Consider the following 25,432-nt stretch of genomic DNA (forward strand, 5'->3'; position numbering starts at 1 on the left):
GTGGAGGGCGTAGAGACGGCAATCAGGCGAACAGATTCACATTCTCTTTTGCCCATGCTTCGAAATCCGTGCAGCCGCCGATGTGTTTCTGATCGACAAAAATCTGCGGTACGGTCTCTACCGGCTTACCAACCGTCTTTTCAAGATCGGCTTTTGAGATCCCTTCAGCATGAATATCAATGTAGCGGAAGTTAAAATCTTCATGCTCATTGCTTAATTTTTCTGCCAATTCTTTTGCGCGCACGCAATACGGGCACCCTGGGCGACCAAAAATAACAGCAAACATCTCACTCTCCTCGAACTTATCAGGCCAGATGGCGAATGACTGTATGATGCCGCGATTTATGTCGGATGGAAAGTAGGTTCGGCCTGTTGCTTTGATACATCTACTCTATATCTGTTAAACATGAGAACTCGGAACGTTTTATACTACGAGCCACTTCGCCGGGAGGCCACGTATGCGCACTGTGGGTGTGTTACCTAAAAGCATATTGATTCTGGAAACGATCGGTATGGTGTCGTTAGCGCTGGCGCTATTGTCGCTTAACGATTATCTCACCTTACCCGCGCCGCTTAACAGTCCATTGGCCTGTGTGGTGATGATTTTTCTGGGGGTTTTGTTGATGCTTCCCGCCGCTGTGTTTTTAATGTGGCGCATTGCGCAACTGTTGGCGCCGCAGCTGATGTCGCGAACATCCAGCGTATCTTCCCGTTCAGCCAGAGAAAAAAGAGATGACTCCAACCATTGATTTACTTCGCAGCCACCGTTCTATTCGCCATTTTACCGAGGCGTCGATTTCGGATGCGCAGCGCGAGGCGATTATAGCTGCCGCGCAAGGCACCTCGAGCTCCAGTTTTTTACAGTGCAGCACGATTATTCGGGTGACGGATAAGGCCCTGCGAGAGTCGCTGGTGACGCTGTCAGGTGGGCAGCCGCACGTGGCGAAGGCTGCCGAATTCTGGGTGTTCTGCGCCGATTTTAACCGTCATTTACAGATTTGCCCTGACGCACAGCTGGGACTGGCAGAACAACTGCTGCTGGGCGTGGTTGATACGGCGATGATGGCGCAAAATGCGCTGACGGCTGCAGAGTCGCTGGGGCTTGGCGGTGTATATATTGGCGGACTGCGCAACAATATTGCGTCTGTAACTGAGTTACTGAAACTGCCGCAGCATGTTCTGCCGCTGTTTGGTCTGTGTCTCGGTTGGCCTGCAGATAATCCCGATATCAAGCCACGGCTGCCTGCGGCCATTGTGGTGCATGAAAATCAATACCAGCCGCTCGATAAGGACGCCCTGGCTCACTATGATGAACAGCTTGCGCAGTATTATCTGACCCGTGGCAGCAACACGCGTCGTGATACCTGGAGCGATCATATTCGCCGCACCATCATCAAAGAAAATCGCCCCTTTATTCTGGAATATTTGCACAAACAGGGATGGGCTACGCGCTAAAGATTTTAACCCGGTGTATGATACGCCGGCTTTCAGCAGGTCTTTCAGAGAGGTGCAGGGTGAAAATTGCCATTTTGTCCCGGGACGGAACGCTCTATTCTTGTAAGCGCCTGCGTGAAGCGGCGATGCAGCGCGGTCACCTGGTTGAGATTATCGATCCCCTTTCCTGTTATATGAACATTAGTCCGGCGGCGTCTTCGATTCATTACAAGGGCCGCCAGCTCCCTCATTTTGATGCGGTCATCCCACGAATCGGCTCGGCGATTACCTTTTACGGTACGGCGGCGTTGCGCCAGTTCGAGATGTTAGGGAGTTATCCGTTGAATGAGTCGGTGGCGATCACCCGTGCGCGCGATAAGCTGCGCTCATTGCAACTGCTGGCACGTCAGGGAATCGATCTCCCGATTACCGGAATCGCGCACTCACCGGACGATACCAGCGACATGATTGATATGGTCGGCGGCGCACCGTTGGTGGTGAAGCTGGTAGAAGGCACGCAGGGTATCGGTGTGGTGCTGGCCGAAACGCGTCAGGCCGCGGAGAGCGTCGTGGATGCATTTCGAGGACTGAACGCACATATTCTGGTGCAGGAATATATTAAAGAGGCCAAAGGGCGGGATATTCGCTGTTTTGTCGTAGGGGACGAGGTGGTGGCCGCTATTGAGCGTCGGGCTAAAGAGGGCGATTTTCGTTCTAATCTCCATCGCGGTGGCGTGGCCAGTATTGCCAATATTACGACGCGTGAAAGGGACATCGCGATAAAAGCCGCCCGAACCATGGGCCTGGATGTGGCTGGCGTTGATATTTTGCGCGCAGACCGCGGGCCGCTGGTCATGGAAGTTAACGCTTCTCCGGGGCTTGAAGGCGTGGAGAAAACCACGGGGGTTGATATTGCCGGACGGATGATCAAGTGGATCGAACGTCATGCAACTCCGGAATTTTGTCTTAAAATCGGCGGCTGAACGCAATATCGATGGCGATCGTGGTATGACGCGGTCTTTTTGCGTAAGCTGTGCCGGTAATTTTTTCATCGAAAGAGGTCGCACATTATTATGACATCACTGGTCGTTCCCACTCTGGATACGTTGCGTCAATGGCTCGACGACCTGGGCATGAGTTTTTTTGAATGCGATACCTGTCAGGCGCTGCATTTACCTCATATGCAAAACTTTGACGGCATCTTTGATGCGAAAATTGATTTGGTGGATAACGTCATTCTGTTCTCTGCGATGGCGGAAGTCAGGCCATCGGCGTTGCTGCCGTTGGCCGCCGATCTGTCATCCATTAATGCCAGTTCGCTGACGGTGAAAGCCTTTCTGGACATGCAGGATGATAATCTGCCAAAGCTGGTGGTTTGCCAGTCTTTATACGTTGTGCCGGGCGTCACGTTTGAGCAGTTCGAATGTTTTGTTCGCCAGAGCGAAGAGCAGATATCCATGGTGATCCTTGAAGCCGGGGCGCATCAACTGTTATTTAACGCTGAAGAAGATGTGCAAAACAGCGGTACTGAGACCCATTTCCTCCATTAATATTTCCTGAGCAATGATGCCAAAAGCGCAGCCGCTGCCAGAGCGGTTGCGTATTACCCTATTTTTATTCTGCATTTAACCTTTTATTAAAGAATTATTCACCTAGCTTCCACGCCTTCTGCCTTATGTCATAGATAAATCCTGCATAAAAAATTGATAAAAGACGTTTTTTTAACTGGGCTATATCCTCGAATCCTGGCTAAAGTTATTCTGGCGAGGCTTATAAACGTCATCCTTCAATGAACCCTTTATGGGCTGCATGCGACCGCAATGCATGTTGAATGATTCCGCGATTATCAGCGAGCCATAGCGGCACAGGGGAAGCCTCTTTTCTTATTTGTGCTGAATGAAAGAATATGCACGTTTCTTGCATATCATAGAGTGTGAATTTTTTGTTCGTTTGTTAACGAACTTTCAGAAGGAAAGAGATTATGACCGCCTTAAATAAAAAATGGTTATCAGGCCTGGTTGCGGGTGCTCTGATATCCCTCTCTGCCGGCACGCTCGCTGCTGAACAAAAAACGCTGCATATTTATAACTGGTCTGATTATATCGCCCCCGACACGGTGGCTAATTTTGAAAAAGAGACCGGCATTAAAGTGGTTTATGATGTGTTCGACTCCAATGAAGTACTGGAAGGTAAGCTCATGGCGGGTAGCACTGGCTTTGACCTTGTCGTTCCTTCCGCCAGCTTCCTTGAGCGTCAGCTTACTGCGGGTGTTTTCCAACCGCTGGACAAAAGTAAACTGCCAGACTGGAAAAACCTCGATCCCGAATTGCTGAAGCTGGTGGCGAAACACGATCCAGACAACAAGTTTGCGATGCCGTATATGTGGGCAACCACCGGTATTGGCTACAACGTGGATAAAGTGAAGGCGGTGCTGGGCGCGGATGCGCCGGTCGACAGTTGGGATCTGATCCTGAAGCCGGAAAATTTGGAAAAACTCAAAAGCTGCGGCGTCTCGTTCCTTGATGCCCCCGAAGAAGTGTTTGCCACCGTGCTGAATTACTTGGGTAAAGACCCCAACAGTACCAAAGCGGATGATTACACCGGACCGGCAACCGATCTGCTGTTGAAGCTGCGTCCGAATATTCGTTATTTCCACTCTTCTCAATACATTAACGATCTGGCAAACGGTGATAGCTGCGTGGCAATTGGTTGGGCAGGGGACGTATGGCAGGCCGCTAATCGCGCGAAAGAAGCGAAAAATGGCGTCAATATTTCCTTCTCAATTCCAAAAGAAGGGGCGATGGCGTTCTTCGATGTTTTCGCCATGCCTGCGGATGCTAAAAATAAAGACGAAGCGTATCAGTTCCTCAACTATCTGCTGCGTCCGGATGTGATTGCCCATATTTCCGACCACGTGTTCTACGCCAACGCGAACAAAGAGGCGACGGCGTTGGTCAGCCCTGAAGTTCGTGACAATCCGGGGATTTACCCGCCGGCCGATGTGCGAGCTAAGTTGTTCACTCTGAAAGTACAGGATCCGAAGATCGATCGTGTCCGTACTCGTGCCTGGACCAAGGTGAAAAGCGGGAAATAACCCGCGTCAGGGAGATGACCCGGCGGCGCGTAAGTCCGCCGGGACACCCGAACCCTGAACACTCATAACCCGGCAATACGCACCATGCTGGTGCGTTATTTGCACTGTTTCTTTGTTTTATGCCGGAGAGCACTCACGTGAATGATGCGACCCCCCGCCCACAGGCGAAAACCCGTAAAGCGCTAACCCCGCTGCTTGAAATTCGTAATCTGACCAAGTCTTTCGATGGCCAGCACGCCGTCGATGACGTCAACCTGACTATCTACAAAGGCGAAATATTTGCCCTGCTAGGGGCCTCCGGCTGCGGCAAATCAACCCTGCTGCGCATGCTGGCGGGCTTTGAACTGCCGACCACCGGGCAAATTATGCTCGATGGTGTCGATTTAGCACACGTCCCGCCGTATCTGCGCCCGATTAATATGATGTTTCAGTCCTACGCGCTGTTCCCACATATGACGGTGGAGCAGAACATTGCCTTTGGCCTGAAGCAGGACAAGTTGCCGAAAGCTGAAATTACCAGCCGGGTCAACGAGATGCTGGGCCTGGTGCATATGCAGGAATTTGCCAAACGCAAACCGCATCAGCTTTCCGGCGGTCAGCGACAGCGTGTGGCGCTGGCGCGCAGCCTGGCAAAACGTCCTAAACTGCTGCTGCTGGACGAACCGATGGGGGCGCTGGATAAAAAGCTACGTGACCGCATGCAACTGGAAGTGGTCGATATCCTCGAACGTGTGGGTGCGACCTGTGTGATGGTTACGCACGATCAGGAAGAAGCCATGACGATGGCGGGGCGTATTGCGATCATGAATCGCGGCAAGTTCGTGCAAATCGGCGAGCCTGAAGAGATTTACGAGCACCCGACCACCCGCTATAGCGCGGAATTTATTGGCTCGGTAAACGTGTTCGAGGGGCTACTGAAAGCGCGTCAGGAAGACGGCCTGATCATTGACTCTCCGGGGCTGGTTCATCCGCTGAAAGTCGATGCTGATGCCTCCATCGTTGATAACGTCCCGGTGTACGTCGCGCTGCGTCCGGAAAAAATTATGCTCTGTGAGACTCCACCGGCGGATGGCTATAACTTTGCGGTGGGGGAAGTGGTTCACATTGCCTATCTCGGTGATTTGTCGGTGTACCACGTACGTTTAAAAAGCGGCCAGATGTTGAGTGCTCAGCTACAAAACGAACATCGCTACCGTAAGGGGCTACCGACCTGGGGCGATGAGGTGCGTTTGTGTTGGGATGCGGACAGTTGCGTAGTGTTGACGGTTTAAGGAGTGAAAATGCGTACACTTGAACCTCCGGCGCGCGCGGACAACGCGAGCCGTTTCACGCTGTTTATGTCGCGGATGCAGATGAAGCATGGGCGCAAGGTGGTGATTGCGCTGCCGTATATCTGGCTGATTCTGCTGTTTTTGCTGCCATTTTTAATCGTTTTTAAGATCTCTTTTTCTGAGATGGCGCGGGCGATACCCCCGTATTCTGACCTCATCTCATGGGCAGACGACCAGCTCTCCATCACGCTTAATGTTGGCAACTTCCTGCAACTGACGGCTGACCCGTTGTATGTTGATGCTTACCTGCAGTCGTTGCAGGTGGCGGGGATTTCGACGATCTGCTGTTTGCTACTGGGATATCCACTGGCATGGGCTGTGGCACACAGCAAACCGTCAACGCGGAATATTCTGCTGTTGCTGGTGATCCTGCCTTCCTGGACCTCGTTTTTGATTCGCGTGTATGCCTGGATGGGGATCCTGAAAAATAACGGGATCCTGAATAATTTTCTGATGTGGCTGGGAGTTATCGATCAGCCGCTGACGATCCTGCACACCAATCTGGCGGTCTATATCGGGATTGTTTATGCATATTTGCCGTTTATGGTACTGCCGATCTACACCGCGTTGACACGTATCGACTATTCGCTGGTGGAAGCGGCGCTGGATCTTGGGGCCCGACCGCTGAAAACGTTCTTTAGCGTGATCGTGCCGTTGACCAAAGGCGGGATCATCGCAGGCTCAATGCTGGTGTTTATCCCGGCGGTCGGGGAGTTTGTGATCCCTGAACTGCTGGGCGGGCCGGACAGCATTATGATTGGCCGTGTGTTGTGGCAGGAGTTTTTCAATAACCGTGACTGGCCGGTGGCGTCGGCTGTGGCCATTATTATGCTGCTGTTATTGATTGTGCCGATCATGTGGTTCCATAAATATCAGCAAAAAAGTGTAGGGGAACACGGATGAATAATTTACCCGTCGTTCGCTCACCGTGGCGTATTTTTATCCTGGTCGTCGGGTTCACTTTCCTGTACGCGCCGATGCTGATGCTGGTTATCTATTCGTTTAACAGCTCCAAACTGGTGACGGTCTGGGCAGGGTGGTCGACGCGCTGGTACGGTGAATTGCTTCACGATACCGCAATGATAAGCGCTGTCGGGATGAGTTTGACCATCGCTGCCTGTGCGGCGACGATGGCATCGATCCTCGGCACGATTGCTGCGGTGGTGCTGGTGCGCTTTGGTCGTTTCCGGGGTTCGAATGGCTTTGCCTTTATGATAACAGCGCCGCTGGTTATGCCGGATGTCATCACCGGCCTGTCGCTGTTGTTGCTGTTTGTTGCCATGGCGCATGCTATTGGCTGGCCGGCAGATCGCGGGATGTTAACCATCTGGCTGGCGCACGTCACTTTCTGTACGGCGTATGTGGCGGTCGTTATCTCCTCGCGTTTGCGCGAACTGGATCACTCCATCGAAGAAGCGGCGATGGATCTTGGTGCCACGCCGCTGAAGGTCTTCTTTGTCATCACGCTGCCGATGATTATGCCGGCGGTGATTTCCGGCTGGCTGTTGGCTTTCACCCTGTCGCTTGACGATCTGGTGATCGCCAGCTTTGTTTCCGGTCCTGGGGCGACGACGTTGCCGATGCTGGTGTTCTCCAGCGTACGTATGGGGGTTAATCCAGAAATTAACGCGCTGGCGACGCTGATTCTTGGCGTGGTAGGAATTATCGGATTTATCGCGTGGTACCTGATGGCCCGGACAGAAAAGCAGCGGTTGCGCGATATCCAGCGTGCAAGACGCGGCTGAAAAAACTAAAATCTGCCAACCTCTACTCGGTGCAGCATGTGGCGCTGCACCGTTTTCACGGAAGACGACGCGTTGGGATTTTTTAAGAAATCATCCACATCACATGCTCGCTTAAACGTTCCTGCTTTAGTGCAGGTGGCGGCGCTCGCTATTATTATGATCCGCGGCCTCGATCTGTTGATGATTTTCAATACGTTGGGTGTGAGCGGGACAATGGCATTTATCCAGCGTAGCGTGCAGACCTGGAATTTAACGCTGGTGTTTTTAAGCAGTCTGATACTGGTGTTTATCGAAATTTACTGTGCCTTTTCATTGGTCAAAGGACGTAACTGGGCGCGCTGGATTTATCTGTTTACCCAGGTGGTGGCCTCCGGTTATTTGTGGGCGGCATCGTTAGGTTATGGTTATCCCGAGCTGTTCAGTATTGCGGGTGAATCGAAGCGTGAAATTTTTCGCACGCTGGTGATGCAGAAATTACCGGATATGCTGGTGCTGTTGTTGCTGTTTGTTCCGGCATCCAGTCGACGGTTCTTCCGTCTGCAATAATGTGTATAATCTTCGCCCCGGTTAATTTGAAGGTTTTCTTATGCAGTGCGCTCTTTATGACGCCGATCGCTGTCGTTCCTGTCAGTGGATAACACAGCCTGTTGGCGATCAACTCCGTGCAAAAATGGCCGATCTCCAGACTCTTCTTGCCGACTATTCGGTCGGGGAGTGGTGCGCGCCCGTCGTTGGCCCGGAGAGCGCTTTTCGTAATAAAGCCAAAATGGTGGTGAGCGGTAGCGTGGAAAAACCGCTGTTGGGCATGCTGCATCGTGACGGTACACCTGAAGATTTGTGCTACTGTCCGCTTTATCCTGCCTCATTTGCGCCGGTATTTGCCGCACTAAAACCCTTTATCGCCCGTGCCGGGTTGACGCCTTACAACGTAGCGCGTAAGCGGGGCGAACTGAAATATGTGCTGTTAACGGAAAGCCAGTTTGATGGCGGTATGATGCTGCGTTTTGTCTTACGCTCAGAGGCCAAGCTGAGCCAACTGCGCGCGGCGTTGCCGTGGCTGCAGGCGCAGTTACCGCAGTTAAAGGTGATAACGGTCAATATCCAGCCGGTGCATATGGCGATTATGGAAGGGGAGACAGAAATCTTCCTGACGGAGCAGCAGGCGCTGGCTGAACGTTTTAATGATGTACCGCTGTGGATCCGCCCGCAGAGTTTCTTTCAAACCAACCCGGTAGTGGCTGAGCGTTTGTATGCCACGGCTCGCGATTGGGTGCGTCAGCTTTCGGTCAACCATATGTGGGATCTGTTTTGTGGTGTTGGCGGTTTTGGCCTGCATTGCGCTACGCCGCAGATGAAACTGACGGGTATCGAGATCGCACCAGAGGCGATCGCCTGTGCGAAACAATCTGCGCAGACGTTGGGGTTACAGAATCTGCACTTTCAAGCGCTCGATTCGACCCAATTCGCGACGGCACAGGAAGACGTTCCGGATCTGGTGCTGGTGAATCCGCCGCGTCGGGGCATTGGTAAACCCCTGTGTGATTATCTTTCCAACATGGCACCGCCGTTTATCATCTACTCCAGCTGTAATGCGCAAAGCATGGCGAAGGATATTGGCGAGCTGCCAGGCTATCGCATAGAACGGGTTCAACTTTTCGATATGTTCCCGCACACCGCGCACTATGAAGTATTGACGCTGCTCAGCCGACAATAGTTTCTTTTCTTCGCAGGGAACACCTGATGACGCTTCGCTTGTCAGGTCTAAGGATGGATGCGGGTTGTTGGCCGCATTCGGTAAATGCAATAGACGAAAAAAAAGCCCGTACTTGCGTACGAGCTCTTTCTCAAATGTGGCGGTGAGAGAGGGGTTCGAACCCTCGATACGTTGCCGTATACACACTTTCCAGGCGTGCTCCTTCAGCCACTCGGACACCTCACCGTATTGTATTGCTGCCTGACCGCTTGGGGGGCAACGGGGCGCTACTATAGGGAGTTGCGCTAAAACGGTCAAGCAGAATTTACGTCTTCACTCTCGTTTGGTTACACAATAGACATATTCTGCGCCCGGACAGGCGCAGAGAACATGATTAGCGCTGAGAGTCCAGTTTTTCACCGTTGGTGACGACTTCCTGAGCCTTGCTGTAGCTTTCGATCAGCAGCTGATAGGCTGGGAAGATTTTGGTATACACTTCCGCCCATTCAGCGGCATCTTCCCGGTTCCAGGTCCGCTGTATTTCAGACGCAACGGCTGCGGTATCCATTGGCACCACGCCTGCCTGTACCACTCGCGCCAACGTGATTTCCTGCGCCATCTTGCTGTAAGTGCCGGAAGCGTCAATGACGGCAAACACTTTATACCCTTCCTCTACCGCGCTGATGGCCGGGAAAGCCATGCAAACGCTGGTAATGGTACCGGCGATAATCAGCGTTTTACGACCTGTTGCTTTGACGGCTTTAACAAAGTCTTCGTTATCCCAGGCGTTGATCTCGCCTTTGCGCGCCACGTACTGAGCATGGGGCGCATTGGCGTGGATTTCCGGAATCAACGGGCCGTTGGGTCCCTGTGGAACGGAGGCGGTGGTGATCACCGGCATCTTCGCCAGGGTGGCTATTTTTGCCAGCGCAGCGGCACGGGCACGCAGTTCGGGCATTGGCATATCACCGACGGTCTGAAAAAGACCGCTCTGGTGATCGATAAGCAGCATCACGGCATCATCTACGTCGATAACCGGGCGTGAACCATTAAAATTTGCAGGACTGGACATCGTATTCTCCTTCGCTTTAGATTTGGCCAAAACGGCCGGAGTTGAAATCGCGTACGGCTTCGGCGATCTCTTGTTTTGTGTTCATCACAAACGGACCGTAACCGACAATGGGTTCATTTAACGGTTCGCCTGACAGCAGCAGCACGCTGGCGTCGCTACTGGCCTCGATATGTAGGGTTTTACCCTGCTGGCTTAATACCACCAGCTGCGCCTCACCCGCGGAGGTGGCACCGTTGATGGTGATCGTGCCTTTCAGCACCACCAGCGCAGTGCTCCATCCTTCCGGTTGGGACAGCGTGACCGGGCGATTACTTTGCAGGCGCATGTCCCACACATTTAACGGTGAGAAGGTATGCGCGGGGCCCTTCGTGCCCTGATAGCTGCCCGCAATCACGCGCACGGTACCTGCGTCATCTGGCAGGTCGACGGTGGGAATAACGTCGCTGCTGATGCCCTGATAACCCGGCACGGTCATTTTGTCTTTGGCTGGCAGGTTGACCCACAGCTGGACCATTTCCAGCTCGCCGCCCTTACGGGTAAATTCCGGCGAATGAAATTCTTCGTGTAAAATCCCGGCCCCTGCTGTCATCCACTGCACATCGCCTGGACCGATAATGCCGCCGCGCCCGGTTGAGTCGCGATGCTCAACTTCACCGCTGTAAACAATGGTCACCGTTTCAAAACCACGGTGCGGGTGCTCACCGACGCCGCGCTTTTCATTACCCGGTGTAAAGGTATGCGGACCCGCGTAATCCAGCAGCAGGAACGGACTGAGCTGCTCAGCATGAGACTGGTAAGAGAACATCGAGCGAACTGGAAATCCATCGCCAACCCAGTGTGGGCGAGGTGCGGTATAGACGCCTGTTACGTGTTTCATATGTATCTCCTCAGTGGCGTTATCTTGATGTGAATAAGCTTATATCCATGACAGCGAGCTGAGTAGTGGCTAAAATAGTCCTCACCGTCTCATTAATAGGACAATAAGATGACGAAGCTGGATCTCAATGATTTCGCATGGTTTGTGCATGTTGTCGAAGAGGGAGGATTCGCAGCGGCAGGCCGTGCGCTTGATGAGCCCAAATCCAAACTCAGTCGGCGTATTGCGCAACTGGAGGAGAGACTGGGGGTGCGTTTGATTCAGCGAACAACCCGGCAGTTTAATGTCACGGAGGTCGGGCAGACCTTTTACGAACACTGTAAGGCGATGTTGGTGGAGGCACAGGCGGCACAGGATGCCATTGCGGCGTTGCAGGTTGAGCCACGTGGCATTGTTAAACTGACGTGCCCGGTGACGCTGTTGCATGTCCATATCGGCCCCATGCTGGCCCGGTTCATGGCGCGTTATCCGGATGTCGCAGTACAGCTTGAAGCCACGAATCGCCGCGTTGACGTCGTCGGAGAAGGTCTGGATGTGGCGATTCGCGTCCGACCTCGTCCTTTTGAAGACAGTGATTTGGTCATGCGGGTGCTTGCTGACAGGGGGCACCGGCTGTATGCCAGTCCGCGATTGGTTGAGCAGATGGGGACATTACACGCCCCAGCAGAGCTGACCCGTTGGCCCGGGCTGAGTCTGGCAGCGGGGAAACATGTTCATCGTTGGGAGTTGTTTGGCCCACAGGGGGCCCGCGCGGAAGTGCATTTTACGCCGCGTATGATCACCACAGATATGCTGGCGCTGCGCGAGGCCGCGGTTGCCGGGGTAGGCGTGGTGCAACTCCCGCAGTTAATGGTCAAGGATCAATTAGCCGCAGGGGAGCTGGTGGCATTGCTGGATGGCTGGGAACCGAGGCGGGAGATTATTCACGCGGTCTTTCCATCGCGTAGGGGGTTATTGCCCTCGGTGCGCGCATTAGTGGATTTCCTGACGGAAGAATATGCACGCATGATTGAGGACTAAAGCCTCAAATTTGGCCCACAAAAAAGGCCGGATATACCGACCTTTTATTATCTGGACGCCAGTCTGGCGTGAAAAAAATCAGCGACTACGGAAGACAATGCGGCCTTTGCTCAGGTCGTACGGGGTCAGTTCAACAGTCACTTTGTCTCCCGTCAGGATGCGGATATAGTTTTTACGCATTTTACCGGAGATGTGTGCAGTAACCACGTGACCGTTTTCTAACTCTACGCGGAACATGGTATTAGGTAACGTATCGAGAACGGTACCCTGCATTTCAATATTGTCTTCTTTGGCCATCTAATCCTCTGGGGTATCACTACCGTAATTTGAACCGGCAAGATAATGCCGAAGTTCTTTTAATAAGTAAAGATTTGCGCGATTAAAATACAGCAAATCAAGTTTGGCGCATTACTCTATCCACACACGGCAAAGCCGCACTTAAAGCGCAACGTGTAAGGGAACGATGAGATAAACGATAGGCGTTGCCTGACGCGAACTGTTCCTTAACGGCGGCGGGGTAATGGGCTAAACCAACTCTGCGACGCAATTATAACACCCCGACAAAAAATGTGCCGAAAACATTCACTCCTGAGGTAAAAATAACGTCCGGGGTACCCAAAAATGGCTGGGTAACCGCTGCTGGCGCAGTCTGCTCAAGTGTTCAAGGTACTCCCGACGCGGCGTTTCGACGGCGCCCAGCGACGCTGTATGTCCATTTAACACCTGACAGTCAATTAACTTCCCACCCTGCTGGCTAAATTCAGCGCAAAAAACAAGCAACGCGGTTTTTGAGGCATTTTCCTGACGACTGAACATTGATTCACCGCAGAAGAGCGTGCCTTGCGAAACGCCGTACATACCACCGACTAATTCATTGTGCCGCCACACTTCAATGGAATGCGCGTGCCCCAATTCATGCAGGCGGTGGTAAGCGTCAACAATATCACGCGTTATCCAGGTCCCTTCTTCGCGGTCATTGGCACAACCTTCAATCACCTGACCAAAGGCGTAATTTAACGTGACACGATAAGGTGAGTGTTTATGAAAACGCTTCATGCTACGGCTAAGATGAAATGTCTCAGGCCACAAAATGGCGCGCGGATCGGGCGACCACCAAAGGATTGGGTCGCCAGGAGAAAACCACGGAAAAATACCGCGCTGGTACGCCATAAGCAGACGGGCAGGGCTGAGATCGCCACCCAGCGCTAACAAACCGTTAGGTTCGCGTAACGCGCCTTCCGGTGACGGGAAGGCGATAGAATTGCGGGACAGTTGCACCAGGCGCATGACAGCGAAACTCCACTACGCGAGTCGATCGTTCAATAATAGCTTACAGACGTTGCTTAAACTGGTAATAACGCCCCTGCCTGGCTAACAGATCTGCGTGATTACCTTGCTCAATAATGTGTCCGTTGTCCATCACTATTATTTGATTAAAACGCGATAGCCCGCGCAGGCGATGCGTCACCATCAATACCGTTTTATCTCGCATGACATCACTAATCAATTCAAGCATTTGGCTTTCGGTGGTAGCGTCCAGTCCTTCGGTAGGTTCATCCAGCAGCATCAGCGGGGCATCGTGGAGTACCGCGCGAGCGATTGCCAGACGGCGGAGTTCGCCGCCGGAAAGCTGACGACCCCCTTCACCTAACCAGGCGTTGAGACCATCATCTTCCAGCAGTTTTTCCAGACCAACGCGGCACAGTATTTCGGATAATGCGTCATCACTGGCCTGCGGCGCGGCCAGCAGCAGGTTGTCGCGTAATGTGGCGCTAAAAAGGTGCACACGTTGCGGCACGACGCTGATGCTTTGACGCAGCGTTGACTCACTCAGAGTTGAAATCGGGCGGTCGTTAAACAAAATTTCACCGTGTTGCGGGTTCCAGGCGCGGGTCAGCAGTTGTAGCAGGGTGGACTTTCCACAGCCGGTGCGGCCGAGAATCGCAACATGCTCGCCGGGTTTTGCTTGCAGGGAGAGGGTATCCAGCGCATTTTGCGCCTGGCCCGGGTAGCTGAAACAAACGTCGCGCAGCGTGAGGGTAATCGGCTCAGAAACTGTCGATCCTGCGTCGGGGAAAGTGACTTCCGGTTTTTGTTCCGTCAGTTCTGTAATGCGCAGGGCAGAGGCGATCACCTGACCGAGGTGCTGAAATGCACCCGTTACCGGGGCCAGGGCTTCAAATGCGGCCAGTGCGCAGAACACAAACAGCGCAATCAGCGCACCTGGCTGGGTATTGCCTCCCACGCCGCCCGAGGCCATCCAGAGCATCACGATGACGGCCAGTGCGCCAATCAGCAGCATTAGGGCCTGAGACAGCGCCGTTAATTCGGACTGGCGACGCTGAGCTTCGTGCCACTGTAACTCTGTGGCTTCCATTTGTGCTCGATAGCGAACACTTGCGCCAAAAATGGTCAGCTCGGCCTGGCCCTGCAGCCAGGATGTCAGCTGTTGGCGATATTGCCCGCGCAGGTGCGTCAGGTTTTGCCCGGTGCGTTTTCCGGCCTGATAAAACAGCGGAGGCAAAATAAACAAGGTCAGCAGCATGATGCCACCGAGGGTGATGGCCAGCGTGAGATCGAGAACGCTCAGACCCAGCGTCACCACCATAATCACGACAAATGCCCCAACCAGCGGAGAGATGACGCGCAGATAAAGGTGATCAAGCGTATCGACATCCGCAACGATGCGGTTAAGCAGTTCACCCTGGCCATAACGGGCCAGACCCGCCGGAGAGAGTGGCAGCAGCTTACTAAATGTATAAATACGCAGGTGCTGCAACACGCGGAATGTCGCGTCGTGACTGACCAGTCGCTCGAAATAACGACCTGCGGTACGGGTGATCGCCGCACCGCGCACGCCGGCAGCGGGGAGCATATAGTTAAAACTGTAAATCCCGGTGACGCCAACCACCGCGGAAGCGGAGAGGAACCAACCGGAAAGTGTCAGCAAGCCGATACTGGCTAATAGCGTGATGATCGCCAGAATAATTCCCAGCGTTAACATCCATTTATGACGTTTATACAGCGTCAGATAAGGTAGCAAAGCGCGCATTTAGATGTCCTCCTGACGGTGAGCCAGCAGTGTTGCAAAAGCCCCGTTGGCTGCGCTCAGTTGAGCATAAGTGCCTTGCTCGACGATCTGTCCGTCCTGCATGACCCAAATGGCATCCCACTCGGTAAGGTCTTCAAGCTGGTGCGTGACCATCAGCGTGGTCTGGCGGCGTGATGCTGCATTCAGCGCCTGCATGACGCGCTGCTCGCTGTGCGCATCGAGGCTAGCGGCGGGTTCGTCCAGTAGCATTAGCTGACACGGATTGAGCAAGGCGCGGGCGACGGCAACGCGCTGCGCTTGCCCGACGGAAAGTCGGGCGGCCTGATCGCCGACCGGGGTATCCACGCCCTGAGGCAGCAGGGGTAAAAACTCACTTACCCAGGCGCTGTCGAGCGCGGCCTGAAGCTGTTGCTCACTGGCATCTGGACGTGCCAGCAGCACATTATCGCGCAACGTTGGGGCAGGAAGCTGTGGGTTCTGTCCTACCCACGACAGCTGTTTTCGCCAGGAGTCAGGAGCCAGGGAGCGAAGCTCAAAACCATTAATTCGCAGCGAACCCTGGTACGAGAGAAAACCAGAAAGGGCATTCAGCAGCGAGCTCTTACCGGAGCCGCTACGTCCCACCAGTACCGCGCGCTGACCGGCTGGCAGCGAGAAGTTAAGTGGACCAGCAAGCACTTTACCTTCCGGGGAGGTGATAACCAGATCTTCTGCGGTAATCGAAACCGGCTCTTTTACGGCCAGCTCAATGTCGCCACGTTCAGGATGCGCCAGCGGCGTTTCCATGAACGTTTTCAGGCTGTCTGCGGCACCGACGGCCTGGGCTTTGGCATGATAAAACGTGCCCAGATCGCGTAAGGGCTGGAAAAACTCAGGCGCAAGAATCAGTGCCAGGAATCCAGAGGCTAAGGTAACACCAACGCCATAGTGGCCGAAGTTGAGTTCGCCGAGGTACGAGAAGCCAAAGTAAACCGCCACCAGCGCGATGGACAGCGAGGTGAAAAATTCCAGTACGCCGGAGGAGAGGAACGCGAGGCGCAGAACTTCCATGGTGCGCTGGCGAAAATCTTGTGATGCCGCACGAATGCTTTCTGTTTCCGCTTCGCCGCGACCAAATATTCTTAACGTTTCCATACCACGCAAGCGGTCGAGGAAATGACCGCTGAGTCGGGCTAGCGCCTGAAAGTTACGTCGGTTAGCATCAGCAGCGCCCATACCGACCATTGCCATAAACATGGGGATTAGCGGTGCAGTGCCAAGCAGGATAAGGGCAGCTATCCAGTTAGACGGGAAAATGGCCGCGACAATCAAAATGGGGACGCAGACGGCAAGCGCCATTTGCGGCAGATAACGCGCGTAGTAATCATGCATATCGTCAATCTGCTCGAGCACCAACGTGGCCCAACTTCCGGCTGGTTTACCCTGGATCCACGCGGGGCCTGCCTGTTGCAGACGGTCCAGAACCTGACGGCGAATTTCAAAACGAATGTGCTGTCCCGCGTGAAAACCGACCCGCTCACGTAGCCAGACCACCCATGCACGCAGGATGAAAATCAGCACTAATACGATGAAAGGGAGCAGAAGGGCTTCGCGGGGAATATTATCCATGATCATGTGATCAAGAATGCGTGCCAGGAGCCAGGCCTGAGCGACAATTAACAGGCCGCTGACGAAGCCTAACAGGCGTGAAATATTCAGCCAACGCTGGGAAATGACACTTTGCTGTTTTAACCAGCGTGTTAGCTCTTTTTGACGGGTTTTATTCATTGCTCGCTTAGCAGGTGAGTTATAGGAATTTTTAGGCAGGACAATGTTACAACGGGGCAAAAATAAAGGCGACTGATAGTCGCCTTTTTTACTTTTGTTACTGATTTGTAAAACTTATTTGCAGGCGTCAGCCAGACCGTCGAGATAACGCTCTGCATCAAGGGCTGCCATACAACCCGTACCTGCAGAGGTAATCGCCTGGCGATAAATATGGTCCATCACGTCACCGGCCGCGAACACGCCTGGAATGCTGGTTTGCGTCGCATTACCGTGAATGCCGGACTGAACCTTGATGTAGCCGTTTTCCAGCTCAAGCTGGCCTTCAAAAATCGCGGTGTTCGGGCTGTGACCAATGGCGACAAACAGTCCTGCAACGTCCAGAGACTCGACGTTATCGGTGTTTTGGGTATCACGCAGACGCAGTCCAGTGACGCCCATCTGATCGCCGGTCACTTCTTCCAGCGTACGGTGCGTGTGCAGCACGATGTTGCCGTTTTCGACTTTATCCATCAGGCGCTTGATAAGGATTTTTTCTGCACGGAAGCTGTCGCGACGGTGAATCAAATGCACTTCAGAGGCGATATTCGCCAGATACAACGCTTCTTCTACAGCCGTGTTGCCACCGCCGATAACCGCTACCTTCTGGTTGCGATAGAAGAAACCGTCACAGGTCGCACAGGCAGAAACACCGCGACCTTTAAACGCTTCTTCAGACGGTAAGCCAAGGTAGCGAGCGGAAGCGCCGGTGGCGATAATCAACGCATCGCAGGTGTACTCGCCGCTGTCGCCGGTCAGACGGAACGGACGGTTCTGCAGATCAACCTTGCTGATGTGATCAAAAATGATTTCCGTCTCAAATTTTGTCGCATGCTCATGCATACGTTCCATCAGCAGTGGGCCCGTAAGATCGTGCGGGTCGCCAGGCCAGTTTTCGACTTCCGTCGTCGTGGTCAACTGACCCCCTTTTTCCATACCGGTAATCAGTACCGGTTGCAGGTTTGCGCGTGCAGCATAGACCGCAGCGGTATACCCGGCAGGGCCTGAACCCAGAATAAGAAGTTTACTGTGTTTGGTCGTGCCCATGAGATCCCCATAGTTGTTGGCAGGCAATGACTGGATTGTAGGGAATTTGCAGGCGTAAAAAAAGAGTATGGCAATTTTGTTAACAATTTGTGCAATAGCGGGAGCCGATGATCGGCCAGACAGGCGGCAAGGACGTCAACCAACGCACAGGTAACATGAAGTATGACGGGACATAACGATTTCTACTTAAAATCGGCCAGTTATAAGGCGATAAAATGACGATTTTCCATCACTCCCAATGAATAACTGGCATGTTGTACTAAAAATCGATGTTTTGCTTTGACAATCCCCTGCTGTTTTGCGAAAACATTCAAGGAAGAAAAAAACTGTGTCGTGTGTGTGCTGCATAATCATGCATCCAGATACCATGTTTACCGAGTTAGCGAAATCTACGCATGGTGTGGACAGATGCCATTCGTGATGTCGATAGCCGCCGACAGGCAACGGTCTTCTCACCATAAACCCAGACATTTCACACCGTAAATCCCTCTGGGTTTCGGGTATTGTGATGGGTAGCGACTCTGAACAGTGATGTTAGAAGGGTCAGGCAGGAGTAGGGAAGGAATACAGAGAGACAATAATAATGGTAGATAGTAAGAAGCGCCCTGGCAAAGATCTCGACCGTATCGATCGTAACATTCTTAATGAGCTGCAAAAGGATGGGCGTATTTCTAACGTCGAGCTTTCTAAACGAGTGGGACTTTCACCAACGCCCTGCCTTGAGCGTGTGCGTCGGTTAGAAAGACAGGGATTTATTCAGGGCTATACGGCGCTGTTAAACCCGCATTATCTGGATGCATCACTTCTGGTTTTTGTTGAGATTACTCTGAATCGTGGCGCACCGGATGTCTTTGAGCAGTTCAACACTGCAGTGCAAAAACTTGAAGAAATTCAAGAGTGTCATTTGGTTTCCGGTGATTTCGACTACCTGCTGAAAACACGCGTACCGGATATGTCAGCATACCGCAAGCTATTGGGGGAAACCCTGCTGCGTCTGCCTGGCGTGAATGACACACGTACTTACGTGGTAATGGAAGAAGTTAAACAGAGCAATCGTCTGGTAATTAAGACGCGCTAACACGGAACAGGTGCAAAATCGACGTAGTTTGATTACACTCCTGTTAATCCATACAGCAACAGTGCCGGGGCAACCCGGTGCTGTTGTCCGTTTTAGCATCGGGCAGGAAAAGCCCGAAACCTGGAGAGCCGTTTTTGAGCCAGGAATACACTGAAGACAAAGACGTCACATTGACGAAGTTAAGCAGCGGGCGCCGACTTCTGGAAGCGCTACTGATCCTTATTGCCCTTTTTGCCGTCTGGTTGATGGCTGCCTTACTCAGCTTTAACCCTTCGGATCCCAGCTGGTCGCAAACCGCGTGGCACGAGCCTATCCACAATCTTGGGGGAATACCCGGAGCATGGTTGGCGGACACGCTGTTCTTTATTTTTGGCATCATGGCCTACACCCTACCTGTGATCATTGTTGGGGGCTGTTGGTTTACCTGGCGACATCAGGCCAGTGACGAGTACGTTGACTATTTCGCCGTATCGCTGCGCATCATTGGCGTTCTGGCGCTCATTCTCACCTCTTGCGGACTGGCGGCAATCAATGCCGATGATATCTGGTATTTCGCGTCTGGCGGCGTGATTGGCAGTCTGCTCAGTACCACGCTACAACCTCTGCTGCATAGCAGCGGGGGAACACTCACACTATTGTGCATCTGGGCGGCAGGTCTGACGTTGTTTACCGGTTGGTCATGGGTGAGCATTGCGGAAAAACTGGGCGGCTGGTTACTCAATATCCTGACCTTTGCCAGTAACCGCACTCGTCGTGACGATACCTGGGTCGATGACGAAGAATATGAAGACGATGAAGAGTCCGTCGACATCGCCGAAGGAAAACCGCATGAATCACGCCGGGCGCGTATTCTTCGTGGGGCATTAGCACGTCGTAAGCGGCTGGCCGAGAAGTTTACCAATCCGCTTGGTCGTCATACCGATGCTGCGCTGTTCTCCGGTAAACGGATGGACGACGAAGATGAAATTGAATACAGCGCCCGTGGTGTTGCCGCCGATCCGAATGATGTTCTGTTCTCGGGTAATCGCGCGACGCTGCCTGAATATGATGAGTTCGACCCGCTGCTTAGTGGTCACTCGGTGACTGAGCCTGTGACAGCCGCCGCAGCAGCCACGGCGACCGCGCAGGTCTGGAGTGCGCCAGCCGATCCTTTAATGCAAGCGCCGCTGGTTTCCGGTGGCGTTCCTGTTCAGCCTGCACCGACTGCTGCATGGCAACCTGCGCCAGCGCCACAGGTGGCTGAGCCGGTTGTGACTCCTGCCTACGAAGGTTATCCGCAGCCTGCACAATATACTCAACCGACGGCACAGCCTTATGAGCCGTGGCAGCAGCCCGCACCGGTTGAGCCTCAGCCGCAATATGCTGTGCCGCCCGTTGTCGAACCTCAATACCAACAGCCAGTAGCTCCGCAGCCGCAAATGCAGCCGCAGTGGCAGCCGCCTGTTCCAGAACAAAGCTGGCAGCAACAGCCGGTACAGCAGCCGGTTCCTTCACCGGATCCTGTTTATCACCCGCAGCCGGCTTACCAGCAGGAATCCACATTCCAGCAGCCTGCGTCTCAGCAGCCGCCTGCTTTCGTGCAGGAGCCTGTTGTTGAGCAACCGCCGGTTGTCGAGCCTGAACCGGTTGTGGAAGAGACGAAACCGGCGCGTCCGCCACTCTATTACTTTGAAGAGGTGGAAGAAAAGCGCGCGCGTGAGCGTGAACAGCTCGCGGCCTGGTATCAGCCCATTCCTGAACCACTGCAGGAACCTGAGCGAATTAAACCGTCAATGCCATCAATGCCAACTGCCGCATCTATACCGCCGGTTGAATCCGTCGCGGCCGTCGCGCCGCTGGCTGCCGGAGTGAAAAACGCCGCAATGGGCGCTGGGGCCGCTGCTGTTGCTGCACCTGTGTTTAGTCTGGCGGGTAGCGGTGCGCCGCGTCCACAGGTGAAAGAAGGCATTGGTCCGCAGTTGCCGCGTCCAAATCGCGTCCGTGTGCCAACGCGTCGTGAGCTGGCTTCATATGGTATCAAACTACCGTCGCAACGAATGGCCGAAGAGAAAGCGCGAGAAGAGCAGCTTGATACGGATTATACCGACGATGAAATTGAAGCGATGCAACAGGATGAGCTGGCGCGTCAGTTCGCCCAGTCGCAGCAGCATCGTTATGGTGAAGAGTATCAGGACAATACGCATCAGATTGAGGACGAAGAGTCCGCAGCAGAAGCGGAGTTGGCCCGTCAGTTTGCCTCTTCCCAGCAGCAGCGCTATTCCGGCGAACAGCCTGCGGGCGCTAATCCGTTCTCGTTAGATGACTTTGCTTTCTCGCCGATGAAAGCACTGGTGGATGATGGCCCGCATGAGCCGCTGTTTACCCCAAGCGTTATGCCTGAACCGGAGCCTGTGCCGCAGCAGCATTATCAGCAGCCGCCACAGCCTGTTGCACCGCAGCAGCATTATCAGCAACCGTCACAGCCTGTTACACCGCAGCCGCAGGATAGCCTGATCCATCCATTATTGATGCGCAATGGCGACAGCCGTCCTGTTCAGCGTCCAACCACGCTGCTGCCATCGCTGGATCTGCTCACCCCGCCACCGAGTGAAGTTGAGCCGGTGGACACCTTCGCGCTGGAGCAAATGGCGCGACTGGTGGAAGCGCGCTTAGCAGATTTCCGTATTAAGGCTGATGTGGTGAACTATTCACCGGGCCCGGTGATAACCCGTTTTGAACTGAATTTGGCTCCGGGTGTTAAGGCTGCACGGATTTCTAACCTCTCCCGAGACCTGGCGCGTTCACTGTCGACCGCTGCGGTTCGTGTGGTGGAGGTTATTCCAGGTAAACCGTATGTTGGGTTGGAATTACCGAACAAAAAACGTCAGACCGTCTACCTGCGCGAAGTGCTGGATAACGCGAAATTCCGTGATAATCCTTCTCCGCTGACCGTAGTGCTCGGTAAAGATATTGCCGGCGAACCGGTTACGGCTGATTTGGCGAAGATGCCGCATCTGCTGGTGGCGGGTACCACGGGTTCCGGTAAGTCTGTTGGGGTCAATGCTATGATCCTCAGCATGCTGTATAAGGCACAGCCGGAAGATGTGCGATTCATTATGATCGACCCAAAAATGCTCGAGTTGTCGGTTTATGAGGGCATTCCGCATCTGTTGACGGAAGTGGTTACAGATATGAAGGATGCTGCCAACGCGTTGCGCTGGAGCGTCAATGAAATGGAACGCCGCTACAAACTGATGTCAGCGCTGGGCGTGCGTAATCTGGCGGGTTACAACGAGAAGATCGCAGAAGCGGATCGTATGGGGCGTCCGATCCCGGACCCGTACTGGAAACCGGGCGATAGCATGGATGTTACCCATCCGGTGCTGAAAAAAGAGCCTTATATCGTTGTCCTGGTCGATGAATTTGCTGACCTGATGATGACCGTCGGTAAAAAAGTGGAAGAACTGATCGCTCGTTTGGCGCAAAAAGCGCGTGCGGCGGGAATCCACCTGGTGCTGGCGACCCAGCGTCCGTCGGTTGATGTGATTACCGGGCTTATCAAAGCCAACATCCCGACCCGTATTGCCTTTACCGTGTCGAGTAAAATTGATTCGCGTACCATCCTTGATCAGTCAGGTGCTGAATCACTGTTAGGGATGGGGGATATGCTTTATTCCGCACCAAACTCGACAATTCCGGTGCGTGTACACGGTGCCTTTGTGCGTGATGAAGAAGTTCATGCCGTTGTTCAAGACTGGAAAGCGCGCGGCCGTCCGCAATACGTTGAGGGCATCACTTCTGATAGCGAAAGCGAAGGCGGCGGCGGTGGTTTTGACAATGGGGAAGAACTGGATCCGCTGTTTGATCAGGCGGTGAATTTTGTTACCCAAAAACGCAAAGCCTCCATCTCCGGCGTCCAGCGTCAGTTCCGCATCGGTTACAACCGCGCGGCACGTATCATCGAGCAGATGGAAGCGCAGGGGATTGTCAGTGAGCAAGGGCATAATGGTAATCGTGAAGTGCTGGCCCCGCCGCCCTTCGATTGATTGCAAAGTTAAGTAATTCAGTATTTTCTACTTTCCTCATGCTGATTTTTGGCCTGGAATGGATAGCAGAGGGATCTCCCCGTCGGGAGTGACGAATTTTGAGGAATAACGATGAAAAAGATCGCAATCACCTGTGCATTACTGTCGAGCTTTGTGGTGAGCAGCGTCTGGGCTGACGCCGCCAGTGACCTGAAAAGCCGTCTGGATAAAGTCAGTAGCTTCCATGCCAGCTTTACTCAGAAGGTGACTGATGGTAGCGGCGCAGCGGTACAGGAAGGTCAGGGTGACCTGTGGGTTAAACGTCCGAACCTGTTTAACTGGCATATGACACAGCCTGATGAAAGCATTCTGGTCTCCGACGGTAAAACGCTGTGGTTCTTTAATCCGTTTGTCGAACAGGCCACGGCAACCTGGCTGAAAGATGCCACGGGTAATACGCCGTTTATGCTGATTGCGCGCAACCAGTCCAGCGACTGGCAGCAGTACAACATCAAGCAAAACGGTGATGACTTCGTGTTGACTCCGAAAACCAGCAGCGGCAATCTGAAGCAGTTCACCATCAATGTGGGACGCGACGGCACTATCCATCAGTTTAGCGCCGTCGAGCAGGACGATCAGCGCAGTAGCTATCAGCTGAAATCTCAGCAGAATGGCGCAATCGAACCATCCAAATTCACCTTTACCCCTCCGCAGGGTGTCACGGTAGACGATCAACGTAAGTAGAGGCGTGTGAGTGGGTAATCTGTCGCTCGATTTTTCTGATAATACCTTTCAGCCGCTGGCCGCGCGTATGCGGCCAGAAAATTTAGCGCAGTATATCGGCCAGCAGCATTTGCTGGCTGCAGGTAAGCCCTTGCCACGCGCCATCGAGGCCGGGCACCTGCACTCCATGATCTTATGGGGCCCTCCAGGCACGGGTAAAACGACTCTTGCTGAAGTGATCGCCCGCTACGCGAACGCAGACGTTGAACGCATTTCGGCCGTCACCTCGGGTGTGAAAGAAATTCGTGAAGCGATTGAACGTGCGCGTCAGAATCGTAACGCCGGTCGGCGCACTATATTGTTTGTGGATGAAGTCCACCGCTTTAATAAAAGTCAGCAGGACGCCTTTCTCCCGCATATTGAAGATGGCACCATTACGTTTATAGGCGCCACGACTGAAAACCCCTCGTTTGAACTGAACTCGGCATTACTGTCGCGTGCGCGCGTCTATCTGCTTAAATCGCTCACTACCGACGATATCGAGCAGGTACTGGATCAGGCGATGGCGGACAAAGCGCGAGGCTACGGCGGCCAGGATATTGTTCTGCCGAATGAAACCCGTCGGGCCATTGCCGAGCTGGTGAATGGCGATGCGCGTCGGGCACTAAATACGCTGGAAATGATGGCCGATATGGCGGAAGTCGACGCCAGCGGAAAACGCGTTTTACAACCCACATTGCTGACAGAGATTGCCGGAGAGCGTAGCGCACGCTTTGATAATAAAGGCGATCGTTTTTACGATCTTATCTCGGCATTACATAAATCAGTACGCGGAAGCGCGCCGGATGCGGCCCTCTACTGGTACGCACGCATCATTACTGCAGGGGGCGATCCGCTGTATGTTGCACGCCGCTGTCTGGCGATCGCTTCTGAAGACGTGGGTAATGCCGATCCCCGAGCCATGCAGGTGGCGATTTCGGCATGGGATTGTTTCACTCGCGTTGGACCTGCGGAAGGTGAGCGGGCGATTGCCCAGGCGATTGTTTATTTGGCCTGCGCGCCGAAGAGTAACGCGGTGTATACCGCCTATAAAGCGGCGTTGGCAGATGCACGCGATCGTCCGGATTACGACGTACCCGTGCATCTGCGTAATGCGCCGACGAAGTTAATGAAAGAAATGGGCTACGGCCAGGAATATCGCTACGCGCACGACGAGCCGAATGCGTATGCTGCCGGCGAAGAGTACTTCCCGCAGGAACTGGCACAAACACGCTATTATCGCCCGACAAACAGAGGTCTTGAGGGTAAGATTGGCGAAAAGCTCGCCTGGCTTGCCGGACAGGATCAAAATAGCCCTATAAAACGCTACCGTTAGCGCGATCGTTGCGGTAATGTTGGCAATGTATCCCTGTGACTGCAGGCTGTGGTCACTTTCTCCCATTTTAATTCGATAAGCACA

23 protein-coding genes, 1 tRNA gene and 1 pseudogene are annotated in these 25,432 nt (G+C 53.5%); 15 read left to right on the plus strand and 10 right to left on the minus strand.

What is annotated here, in order from left to right; translation table 11 throughout:
- Positions 1-22 precede the first annotated feature (22 nt).
- A complete protein-coding gene (locus M2374_RS01625) occupies positions 23-286 on the minus strand; it encodes a GrxA family glutaredoxin (protein ID WP_096757713.1) in 264 nt (87 codons plus the stop codon).
- 172 nt (positions 287-458) lie between these two features.
- On the opposite strand from M2374_RS01625, the gene M2374_RS01630 reads away from it, so the two are divergent.
- From M2374_RS01630 to rlmC, 10 genes are all read left to right on the plus strand, one after another.
- Positions 459-749: a DUF1418 family protein gene (locus tag M2374_RS01630; RefSeq protein ID WP_096757712.1), complete on the plus strand. Its 291-nt coding sequence runs from the start codon at positions 459-461 to the stop codon at positions 747-749.
- Complete coding sequence (nfsA, locus tag M2374_RS01635; RefSeq protein ID WP_115258961.1) at positions 733-1,455, plus strand: nitroreductase NfsA; 723 nt, start codon at positions 733-735, stop codon at positions 1,453-1,455. The genes M2374_RS01630 and nfsA overlap by 17 nt, the downstream gene beginning before the upstream one ends.
- Before the next feature lie 59 nt (positions 1,456-1,514).
- The gene (rimK, locus tag M2374_RS01640; protein ID WP_117341700.1) at positions 1,515-2,417 is read left to right on the plus strand and encodes a 30S ribosomal protein S6--L-glutamate ligase; all 903 of its coding nucleotides are present in this window, start codon (positions 1,515-1,517) and stop codon (positions 2,415-2,417) included.
- Positions 2,418-2,507: 90 nt separating this feature from the next.
- Positions 2,508-2,984 (plus strand): YbjN domain-containing protein, encoded by a 477-nt coding sequence (locus M2374_RS01645; protein WP_096757709.1) that lies wholly within the window; start codon positions 2,508-2,510, stop codon positions 2,982-2,984.
- Between the two features lie 431 nt (positions 2,985-3,415).
- Complete coding sequence (potF, locus tag M2374_RS01650; protein ID WP_096757708.1) at positions 3,416-4,528, plus strand: spermidine/putrescine ABC transporter substrate-binding protein PotF; 1,113 nt, start codon at positions 3,416-3,418, stop codon at positions 4,526-4,528.
- Positions 4,529-4,665: 137 nt separating this feature from the next.
- Positions 4,666-5,799 carry a putrescine ABC transporter ATP-binding subunit PotG gene (potG, locus tag M2374_RS01655; RefSeq protein WP_135912335.1) on the plus strand — a complete coding sequence of 378 codons (1,134 nt, stop codon included), beginning with the start codon at positions 4,666-4,668 and terminating at the stop codon, positions 5,797-5,799.
- A 9-nt stretch (positions 5,800-5,808) separates the two neighbouring features.
- A complete protein-coding gene (gene potH, locus M2374_RS01660) occupies positions 5,809-6,762 on the plus strand; it encodes a putrescine ABC transporter permease PotH (RefSeq protein WP_181688331.1) in 954 nt (317 codons plus the stop codon).
- A complete protein-coding gene (gene potI, locus M2374_RS01665) occupies positions 6,759-7,604 on the plus strand; it encodes a putrescine ABC transporter permease PotI (RefSeq protein WP_137362362.1) in 846 nt (281 codons plus the stop codon). The genes potH and potI overlap by 4 nt, the downstream gene beginning before the upstream one ends.
- Positions 7,605-7,640: 36 nt before the next feature.
- Entirely contained in the window at positions 7,641-8,150 is a 510-nt protein-coding gene (locus M2374_RS01670) for a YbjO family protein (protein ID WP_096757704.1), read from the plus strand.
- A 40-nt stretch (positions 8,151-8,190) separates the two neighbouring features.
- Positions 8,191-9,318 carry a 23S rRNA (uracil(747)-C(5))-methyltransferase RlmC gene (rlmC, locus tag M2374_RS01675; protein WP_181688330.1) on the plus strand — a complete coding sequence of 376 codons (1,128 nt, stop codon included), beginning with the start codon at positions 8,191-8,193 and terminating at the stop codon, positions 9,316-9,318.
- Positions 9,319-9,455: 137 nt separating this feature from the next.
- Here the strand turns inward: rlmC and M2374_RS01680 are convergent.
- The 3 genes from M2374_RS01680 to M2374_RS01690 all read right to left on the minus strand — a co-directional run bounded on the left by M2374_RS01680 (position 9,456) and on the right by M2374_RS01690 (position 11,246).
- A tRNA-Ser gene (locus M2374_RS01680) sits at positions 9,456-9,543 on the minus strand.
- A 148-nt stretch (positions 9,544-9,691) separates the two neighbouring features.
- Entirely contained in the window at positions 9,692-10,369 is a 678-nt protein-coding gene (locus M2374_RS01685; protein ID WP_181688329.1) for an isochorismatase family protein, read from the minus strand.
- Positions 10,370-10,385: 16 nt separating this feature from the next.
- Positions 10,386-11,246: a pirin family protein gene (locus tag M2374_RS01690; RefSeq protein ID WP_181688328.1), complete on the minus strand. Its 861-nt coding sequence runs from the start codon at positions 11,244-11,246 to the stop codon at positions 10,386-10,388.
- Positions 11,247-11,354: 108 nt separating this feature from the next.
- On the opposite strand from M2374_RS01690, the gene M2374_RS01695 reads away from it, so the two are divergent.
- Positions 11,355-12,266: a LysR family transcriptional regulator gene (locus M2374_RS01695; protein WP_181688327.1), complete on the plus strand. Its 912-nt coding sequence runs from the start codon at positions 11,355-11,357 to the stop codon at positions 12,264-12,266.
- 78 nt (positions 12,267-12,344) lie between these two features.
- Here M2374_RS01695 and infA read toward each other — a convergent pair whose 3' ends face one another.
- The 6 genes and pseudogenes from infA to trxB all read right to left on the minus strand — a co-directional run bounded on the left by infA (position 12,345) and on the right by trxB (position 18,168).
- The gene (infA, locus tag M2374_RS01700; RefSeq protein ID WP_002211347.1) at positions 12,345-12,563 is read right to left on the minus strand and encodes a translation initiation factor IF-1; all 219 of its coding nucleotides are present in this window, start codon (positions 12,561-12,563) and stop codon (positions 12,345-12,347) included.
- Positions 12,491-12,848: pseudogene (locus M2374_RS01705) on the minus strand (hypothetical protein). Before M2374_RS01705 ends, infA begins: the two are co-directional and overlap by 73 nt.
- Positions 12,849-13,553, minus strand: coding sequence for a leucyl/phenylalanyl-tRNA--protein transferase (gene aat, locus M2374_RS01710; protein WP_096757699.1), 705 nt, complete (start codon positions 13,551-13,553; stop codon positions 12,849-12,851).
- Between the two features lie 43 nt (positions 13,554-13,596).
- The gene (locus M2374_RS01715; protein WP_096757698.1) at positions 13,597-15,318 is read right to left on the minus strand and encodes a heme ABC transporter ATP-binding protein/permease CydC; all 1,722 of its coding nucleotides are present in this window, start codon (positions 15,316-15,318) and stop codon (positions 13,597-13,599) included.
- On the minus strand, positions 15,319-17,085 hold the full coding sequence (locus tag M2374_RS01720; RefSeq protein ID WP_137362367.1) for a heme ABC transporter permease/ATP-binding protein CydD: 1,767 nt from the start codon (positions 17,083-17,085) through the stop codon (positions 15,319-15,321). It lies immediately after the preceding gene.
- Between the two features lie 114 nt (positions 17,086-17,199).
- Positions 17,200-18,168: a thioredoxin-disulfide reductase gene (trxB, locus tag M2374_RS01725; RefSeq protein ID WP_096757696.1), complete on the minus strand. Its 969-nt coding sequence runs from the start codon at positions 18,166-18,168 to the stop codon at positions 17,200-17,202.
- A 583-nt stretch (positions 18,169-18,751) separates the two neighbouring features.
- On the opposite strand from trxB, the gene lrp reads away from it, so the two are divergent.
- The 4 genes from lrp (at position 18,752) to rarA (ending at position 25,348) form a co-directional block, all read left to right on the plus strand.
- A complete protein-coding gene (gene lrp / locus M2374_RS01730; RefSeq protein WP_000228473.1) occupies positions 18,752-19,246 on the plus strand; it encodes a leucine-responsive transcriptional regulator Lrp in 495 nt (164 codons plus the stop codon).
- 134 nt (positions 19,247-19,380) lie between these two features.
- Complete coding sequence (locus M2374_RS01735) at positions 19,381-23,271, plus strand: DNA translocase FtsK (protein WP_181688326.1); 3,891 nt, start codon at positions 19,381-19,383, stop codon at positions 23,269-23,271.
- Between the two features lie 111 nt (positions 23,272-23,382).
- Entirely contained in the window at positions 23,383-23,994 is a 612-nt protein-coding gene (gene lolA, locus M2374_RS01740; RefSeq protein WP_096757694.1) for an outer membrane lipoprotein chaperone LolA, read from the plus strand.
- Between the two features lie 10 nt (positions 23,995-24,004).
- On the plus strand, positions 24,005-25,348 hold the full coding sequence (gene rarA / locus M2374_RS01745; protein WP_096757693.1) for a replication-associated recombination protein RarA: 1,344 nt from the start codon (positions 24,005-24,007) through the stop codon (positions 25,346-25,348).
- The last annotated feature ends 84 nt before the right edge of the window (positions 25,349-25,432 follow it).

Source organism: Citrobacter sp. JUb117, assembly GCF_024809055.1.
Classification (GTDB): Bacteria; Pseudomonadota; Gammaproteobacteria; order Enterobacterales; family Enterobacteriaceae; genus Citrobacter; species Citrobacter gillenii.